The following is a 6,107-nucleotide window of genomic DNA, read 5'->3' as shown; positions in this document are numbered from 1 at the left end:
TGGCATAGGCGTCCGCTTAAAAAGGCTAAAAATGGTGTCCACTTAAATTTAGGTGGACACCATCGCCTCAAGCGACGGTGTCAGGAAGGTGTGTTGCCCGGACGGTTACCCTCCAGCATCCCTTTAGCCTGCTTGATCGATATTTCCCAGATAGAAGCAGCGCTCACCAGCACCTGATTTCGCGGTTCTCCTATCATCTCCCGAGCCTCCGCACCCAGTGCCGGATCATCGGACAGCCACCAAAGAAACGCATGGGTATCCAACAACAAGCGCCTCATAAGCTGCCCTCAAATCCATCGATGATGTCCTCGGGAGTCTTGTCGAAATCCGCAGACATCCGAATTTTCCCCTTCAACCGCCCAGGCTTGCGCGCCCGAGGGGTATCGACATGAGGCAGCAGATCCAGATAAGGCTTCCCGGCTTTGGCGATCACCACCTTGTCACCATGCCACGCACGTTCAGCAAGTTGAGAGAGTTGGGACTTTGCCTCGTGCATGTTTACTTGCACCAATTCATTCATATGGCACCTCCATAGAGTTAGCTAAGCTAGCCTAAGCTGGCGTTTTTCTATAGGCAAGCTAGCGAGGTGACCGTCTATCAAAAATGTCTTCTCAAACCATTTCTGTTTTCAAGCGAATCCACAGTGTCTCTTTGATACGACAAACACGAATCAACAGATGCGCCATCACCCACTACCCGCTATTAATACCCCCCCCTCAAGGACCCGAGCCCCCCCATGAAATTCGACCTCGCCTACTGCCTCAGCCTCGACGCCAAGCTGTCGATCTATGACGTGCGCGATCTCAATTTCGACGAGACCATGGCCTTCGATTCCGCCAAGGAACACTTCCAGTGCCCCAACGATGCCTGTCGATTGGCATTCGACGTGGCGAACGCGTTGGGGACGTTCAACGCCAAGAATGTGAATTACGTGCGTACGCCGCACTTCAAGAATTTGCCGAGCACGCGGCATGTCGAGGGTTGTCCTTATGTCAGTCTGAAGACGCCGGCATCGGGCGTGGAGGCGGATGGGGCGGAAGCGGATGACAGTCGCGAGGAGCATTTCCCATCGGAATTGTTACTGACTCGGCGTGCGTATGTGCGTCAGCCGTCCGGCCCGGCGGTGGCGTCCGACACTCAGAGGGATGCGCCCGCCACGCCTTCGGCCGCCAATCATGTCGAGCCGCCGAGCCACGATTCGACGCCGGACAAGACCAGCATCTTCGCCCACCCGGTGGAGTGTTTCGTGTCGAACTTCGACGACAAGGACTTGCTCAAGCGCATGCCGTTGAAGATCGGCGAACACACTGCAACGTACGCGGCGTTTTTCAAGAAGATCGAGTACCTGCAGGACAACAAGGGGCTGATTTACTGGGGCAAGGTCAAGCAGATCAAGGACTACACCCAGAGTTTGCGCATCGATTTCGAGAAGAAGGTCTGGTTCGAGAAGAAGCCGTATTCGGTCAATGTTTACCTGAGCAAAAAGCTGATCGACACCTACCGCAAGCGCAAGGCGTTCCTGGAAGAGATCAAGCACGCCATCGAGAGCGGGCGCGAGTTGTATTGCTTCTTTTATGGCGTGACGCCGGAGTTGAAACAGGTGCCGAGCAAGAAAAACCCCGAGCAGACGTTCGGGGTGTTCAGTGCCAACATTGAGAATCTGGATCACTTTATTGTGCGGGAGGCGCCGGGGCTGGAGGGGAAATGACCCACCATTACGACTCCCGCGCGTGTTTAAGCTCCCGTTCAAATGCCCGGATTTCCCGCTTCACTTCCATGCGCCGTTCAAGTGCGGCTTGAATGCCGGACTCATCAAGGCCAACGTATCGGCGCAACCAGTGAGCCACCATTTCCTCATCCGGGTAGTAAAAATCCTTGTGCCCTTTGGTCCCTCGTGGCGTGTCATTCATGTCGCCATCGAAGCGTCCGGCTGAGAACTCATCCGAGGGCAGAGTCCCCCATTCAGCGGCGCAGTCCTCGAAGATCCAGGCAATTTCATTGATGTGTTTTTGCGCACCTCGGTGGCCGCGTTTGTAAAACGCATACTCGCGGCAACCCTCCTCGAAGCGCCCCATCATCTGCTCAGCATCGACCCAGCGAAGAATGTCATGGTTTCCGGCGTGACGGATCAGGCCCTCTACCCAGCGGTTGGCAAACCGTCGAATGAAACCTTCGATATCCGCCTTTTTCGTGTCGGCGAAAATCATGCAGTAGCGGGTTTGCACATGGATGACGTACAGCACGTGTTTGCGTTGCACGGTGGCGGCGTGAACCAGCCACTGTTCGGCAAGCTCGCCGACCTCATCCTCCTCGATAACGGGTGATGGCGGTTTTTCCACCGGGGTGATTTTTTTACCCTTGTGTACGCGGCTGAAGAAATGGCTGGCCGCTTCGGTGCAGTTAAAAATCAACATCCTGATTCTCTGCTAGAGGTCTGGGTATAGGGGGAGTCAGTCATGACTTACGCCTTCTTCGGCCCACTTAATCTTATGGGGCCGACGAACAACGTCAGCAAGCATTGCCTGCACCTCGTCGCTAAGGACTGACAGCTCTGCATCGGTCAGCAAATCGTGACTGACCATCGTTTCCAAGGCCATAAGGGCGCTAGATCGACTGTAACGATCGAACGTGCGGACGATGTCTTTATCCCGATCGCGCATCAGCTGATAAAGCGTCCGATATCTGGCGTGGGGTGAGAGCGCGTCATGCTCGGCGATAGTCTCGGCATCGGCCAACACCCTCAGACAGAAACGATCGAGCGCAATTTTGTACAGCTCCTTGAACTTCTTCCAATCACTTTCGAGGACCCTCATGACATTCTCCCGCGCGAAATATTGAACAGTGCAAAGTCGCATTCTTGCGAACAAGCCCACTGACTCCAACCCTACCTGGCACACATACTCATTAGCACCAACACTAGCAACCCGACGTACACCCGCGCGTGAATCTGATCCGGTATGCGCCCGATCCAGGGCGTGGCCAGGCGAATCCCCACCACCGATCCAACCGTCAACACCGTAAACGCCAGCAGATCCACATAGCCGACAAACCACAGCCCCAGATCAAACGCGCTGAAGCCGGCCATGGCCATGTAGGTCAGGGTTCCGGCCAGTGCCACGGGCAAGCTCAGTGGATTGGCCATGGATGTCGCCTGGGACATGCTCAGTCCGCATCGGCGCAATAATGGCACGGTCATGACGCTGCCGCCCACGCCGAGAAAGGTCGCAATGACGCCGATTCCCACACCGCCGCCAGATTGTTCTGACCGACTCAATCGGCGTGGATTTCGCAGCTGGGAATGTGTGAGAAAGCCGTCTCTGAACAGGCAATCCAGAATGGTCAGCCCCAGGTAGGCAATGAAGGCCAAACGAATGAGTTGACCACTGGCGTGCATCGCGGCCACGGCGCCGAGTGCCGCCCCCACACCAATGAAGCCGCCCAACGGCCACAGGTAATGGCGAATGAGATGACCGGCGCGGTGGTGTTTTCCGGTGGCGATCAGCGCATTGACGATCATCACGCAGGTCGAGGTGGCGACGGCAATGTGCATCGCCGCCTGGCCGATGGGATCGTCCACGCCGTACCTGGCCATGAGCATGCGGTACAGCAACGGCACCACCACAAAGCCCCCGCCAAAACCAAACAACACGGCGGTAACGCCGCTCATGCAGCCGAAGAGTGTCAGCCATAGGTAGAACATTGCGCGTCGTCCGTTGATTGAGAGCAGTCGACGATAAAGCGCTGCGCCTTGGCCTGCTTCAGCAAGTCAGCCAATAATGTTTGCGTTTACGCCAACTGTGGGACTGCCTGGATGCGCAATATTTCGATTGATCTGCTGGACGCCACGCCACGTCCGGTGGTTGCCATCGGTTCGGATTATGCCTACGGCCAATGGCTGCCCCGTCATACACACCGTCGCGCGCAGTTGTTGTACGGCGCCACGGGGGTGATGCAGGTGAGCACGCACGATGGCAATTGGGTGGTGCCGCCGCAACGGGCGGTGTGGATTCCGGCGGGGGTGGCGCATGAGGTCTTGATGCTGGGGGTGAGCACTCGCAGTTTGTACATCGAGCCGAGCGCGGTGGATTTGGGCCAGCGCTGTCAGGTCATCAGCGTGTCGCCGTTGATGCGGCACCTGTTGATGGAAGCGGTGGAGATTGCGCTGGAGTACGCCGAAAACAGTCGCGACGCCACCCTGATCGACTTGTTGCTGCACGAACTGGCGCTCAGCACTCACCTGCCGCTGCATATCCCGCTGCCGCTCGATGCGCGCCTGCTCGCGTTGTGCCAAGCCTTTGTGCAACGGCCGGACGCCCATCAGTCTCCGCAACAATGGGCCGATCAATTGCACATCAGTTTGCGCACGTTCAATCGCCTGTTTCGCCAACAGACCGGGTTGAGTTTCAGCCAATGGCGGCAACGCGCCTGTGTGGTGCTGGCACTTGCACGGTTGGTCGCGGGTGAACCGGTGACGCGCATTGCCCTGGATTTCGGTTACGACAGCCCGGCGGCATTCTCGACCATGTTCCGACGCCTGTTGGGCCAGGCGCCATCCGTCTGGTTGGAAGGGGCGAAATAGCAGAAATCGAAAAATCAAATTGATCCGGGCCGAAAACAACTGTACAAAAACACAGTATATTTTTGATCAACACTCTCGAACCCGGAGAACCCCATGGCCTCTCAAGCGATGAAAATCACCCTGGAACGTATCGCCCTCTTCCAATTCACCCCGGCCCACTGCGCCCAGGCCCGAGCGATGCTGGGTTGGAGTGTGGAGGAACTGTCTCGCGAATCCGGGGTTTCGGTGGAGGCCATTCAGCGCTTCGAATCAGAGCAGGATGTGCTGGATGTCACCCGGCTGACGCTGGCGTATCGGTTTGAAGCCGAGGGACTGGTGTTCTTTCCGGGGTTTGCACCGGGGCGCGGGATGAACTTGAGAGGTTGTACCCCAAATCCAATGGAGCGGGCTGATTTTGCGATGGTTGAGTAAAGATCCCTGGGCGGGCCGCTTTCAAGGCTAGCGGCCCGATTCCAAAACACTACGCGTTCTGCACAGTCACCTGATCACTCTCCCCTTCCAGCTCCAGCCACCACGCGTCACCGCGCTGCGGGTACATGAGGTTGAACGCCTCACCCATCTGCGGTGTGGTAATCGAAACGCTGCGGTCCCAGGCCAGGGCCAGGATGCGGTCGAAGGGTTCGTACCAGGCGTGCATCGACAGGTCGAAGGTGCCGTTGTGAATCGGCAAGAGCCAGCGGCCCTTGAGGTCGATGTGGGCTTGCAGGGTTTGTTCCGGTTGCATGTGCACGTGGGGCCACTCGACGTTGTAGGCGCCGGTTTCCATCAGGGTCAGGTCGAACGGACCATATTGTTCGCCGATGTGTTTGAAGCCTTCGAAGTAGCCGCTGTCACCGCTGAAGAAGATCCGCGTGTTGCCTTCGATCATCACCCACGAAGCCCAGAGGGTGCTGTTGCCGTCGAACAGGCCGCGACCGGAGAAGTGTTGTGACGGGGTGGCGATGAAGCGGATGCCATCGACTTCGGTGTCCTGCCACCAGTCCAGTTGCCGGATCTTGCTGGCGTCGATACCCCACTTGATCAGGGTGTCGCCCACGTCCAGCGGCGTGAGGAAGTACCTGGTCTTGTCGGCGAGTTGCAGCACGGCCTGGTAGTCCAGGTGATCGTAATGGTCGTGGGACAGGATCACCGCTTCAATGGGTGGCAACTGGTCGAGGCTGATCGGCGGCTGGTGAAAGCGCTTGGGACCGGCCCATTGCACAGGCGAAGCCCGTTCGGCGAAGACCGGGTCGGTGATCCAGAATTTGTCCCGCAACTTGAGCAGCACCGTGGAATGGCCAAGTCGATAGACGCTGTGGTTCGGCGCGGCAATCAACGCTGCCTGGGTCAGGGTTTGCACCGGGACCGGCGTGCTCGGACGGGTGTCTCGCTGCTTGTGGAAGACCATGTTCCACAGGATGCGCAGGGTCTTGCGAAAGCCTTCACGCTTGAACGGTGAGTGATTGAGGTATTGCCCTTCTGTCTGACGGGACGCTTCAGATGCGGCAACGATGTCCGCGGGGGAAGTGGTTTTGGCCATGACTGAATG

9 protein-coding genes are annotated in these 6,107 nt (G+C 57.6%); 3 read left to right on the top strand and 6 right to left on the bottom strand.

All coding sequences use genetic code 11. The annotated features are described in order from the left end of the window. Positions 1-80: 80 nt before the first annotated feature. Together JQF37_RS24365 and JQF37_RS24360 are read right to left on the bottom strand one after the other, a co-directional pair. Entirely contained in the window at positions 81-266 is a 186-nt protein-coding gene (locus JQF37_RS24365; protein ID WP_204149774.1) for a type II toxin-antitoxin system VapC family toxin, read from the bottom strand. An 8-nt stretch (positions 267-274) separates the two neighbouring features. Beyond that, positions 275-520 (bottom strand): type II toxin-antitoxin system prevent-host-death family antitoxin, encoded by a 246-nt coding sequence (locus tag JQF37_RS24360; RefSeq protein WP_130211652.1) that lies wholly within the window; start codon positions 518-520, stop codon positions 275-277. A gap of 216 nt (positions 521-736) precedes the next feature. Here JQF37_RS24360 and JQF37_RS24355 point away from each other — a divergent pair, with 216 nt between their 5' ends. Then, complete coding sequence (locus JQF37_RS24355; RefSeq protein WP_130210144.1) at positions 737-1,708, top strand: hypothetical protein; 972 nt, start codon at positions 737-739, stop codon at positions 1,706-1,708. Positions 1,709-1,715: 7 nt separating this feature from the next. Here the strand turns inward: JQF37_RS24355 and JQF37_RS24350 are convergent, their stop codons facing one another. The 3 genes from JQF37_RS24350 to JQF37_RS24340 form a co-directional block, all read right to left on the bottom strand. Continuing rightward, on the bottom strand, positions 1,716-2,414 hold the full coding sequence (locus tag JQF37_RS24350) for a hypothetical protein (protein ID WP_130210143.1): 699 nt from the start codon (positions 2,412-2,414) through the stop codon (positions 1,716-1,718). A 36-nt stretch (positions 2,415-2,450) separates the two neighbouring features. Further along, the gene (locus tag JQF37_RS24345) at positions 2,451-2,813 is read right to left on the bottom strand and encodes a hypothetical protein (protein WP_130210141.1); all 363 of its coding nucleotides are present in this window, start codon (positions 2,811-2,813) and stop codon (positions 2,451-2,453) included. A 71-nt stretch (positions 2,814-2,884) separates the two neighbouring features. Beyond that, a complete protein-coding gene (locus JQF37_RS24340) occupies positions 2,885-3,700 on the bottom strand; it encodes a sulfite exporter TauE/SafE family protein (protein ID WP_130210139.1) in 816 nt (271 codons plus the stop codon). Between the two features lie 111 nt (positions 3,701-3,811). Between JQF37_RS24340 and JQF37_RS24335 the strand changes: the two genes are divergently transcribed. Continuing rightward, positions 3,812-4,579 (top strand): helix-turn-helix transcriptional regulator, encoded by a 768-nt coding sequence (locus tag JQF37_RS24335; protein ID WP_130210137.1) that lies wholly within the window; start codon positions 3,812-3,814, stop codon positions 4,577-4,579. A gap of 93 nt (positions 4,580-4,672) precedes the next feature. Next, positions 4,673-4,990: a helix-turn-helix transcriptional regulator gene (locus JQF37_RS24330; protein WP_103406766.1), complete on the top strand. Its 318-nt coding sequence runs from the start codon at positions 4,673-4,675 to the stop codon at positions 4,988-4,990. A 49-nt stretch (positions 4,991-5,039) separates the two neighbouring features. On the opposite strand, the gene JQF37_RS24325 is transcribed toward JQF37_RS24330, so the two are convergent. Beyond that, positions 5,040-6,098 carry an MBL fold metallo-hydrolase gene (locus JQF37_RS24325; RefSeq protein WP_130210135.1) on the bottom strand — a complete coding sequence of 353 codons (1,059 nt, stop codon included), beginning with the start codon at positions 6,096-6,098 and terminating at the stop codon, positions 5,040-5,042. Positions 6,099-6,107 lie beyond the last annotated feature (9 nt).

It is taken from the genome of Pseudomonas sp. MIL9, assembly GCF_016887925.1.
Classification (GTDB): domain Bacteria; phylum Pseudomonadota; class Gammaproteobacteria; order Pseudomonadales; family Pseudomonadaceae; genus Aquipseudomonas; species Aquipseudomonas mohnii.
The sequence above is the reverse complement of the archived record's forward strand: the minus strand, read 5'-3'. Positions and strand labels throughout refer to the sequence as shown.

Coding starts and splice junctions, on each gene's coding strand:
- JQF37_RS24360 (WP_130211652.1), bottom strand. CDS start 520: ATGAATGAATTGGTGCAAGTAAACATGCACGAGGCAAAGTCCCAACTC.
- JQF37_RS24355 (WP_130210144.1), top strand. CDS start 737: ATGAAATTCGACCTCGCCTACTGCCTCAGCCTCGACGCCAAGCTGTCG.
- JQF37_RS24350 (WP_130210143.1), bottom strand. CDS start 2,414: ATGTTGATTTTTAACTGCACCGAAGCGGCCAGCCATTTCTTCAGCCGC.
- JQF37_RS24345 (WP_130210141.1), bottom strand. CDS start 2,813: ATGAGGGTCCTCGAAAGTGATTGGAAGAAGTTCAAGGAGCTGTACAAA.
- JQF37_RS24340 (WP_130210139.1), bottom strand. CDS start 3,700: ATGTTCTACCTATGGCTGACACTCTTCGGCTGCATGAGCGGCGTTACC.
- JQF37_RS24335 (WP_130210137.1), top strand. CDS start 3,812: ATGCGCAATATTTCGATTGATCTGCTGGACGCCACGCCACGTCCGGTG.
- JQF37_RS24330 (WP_103406766.1), top strand. CDS start 4,673: ATGGCCTCTCAAGCGATGAAAATCACCCTGGAACGTATCGCCCTCTTC.
- JQF37_RS24325 (WP_130210135.1), bottom strand. CDS start 6,098: ATGGCCAAAACCACTTCCCCCGCGGACATCGTTGCCGCATCTGAAGCG.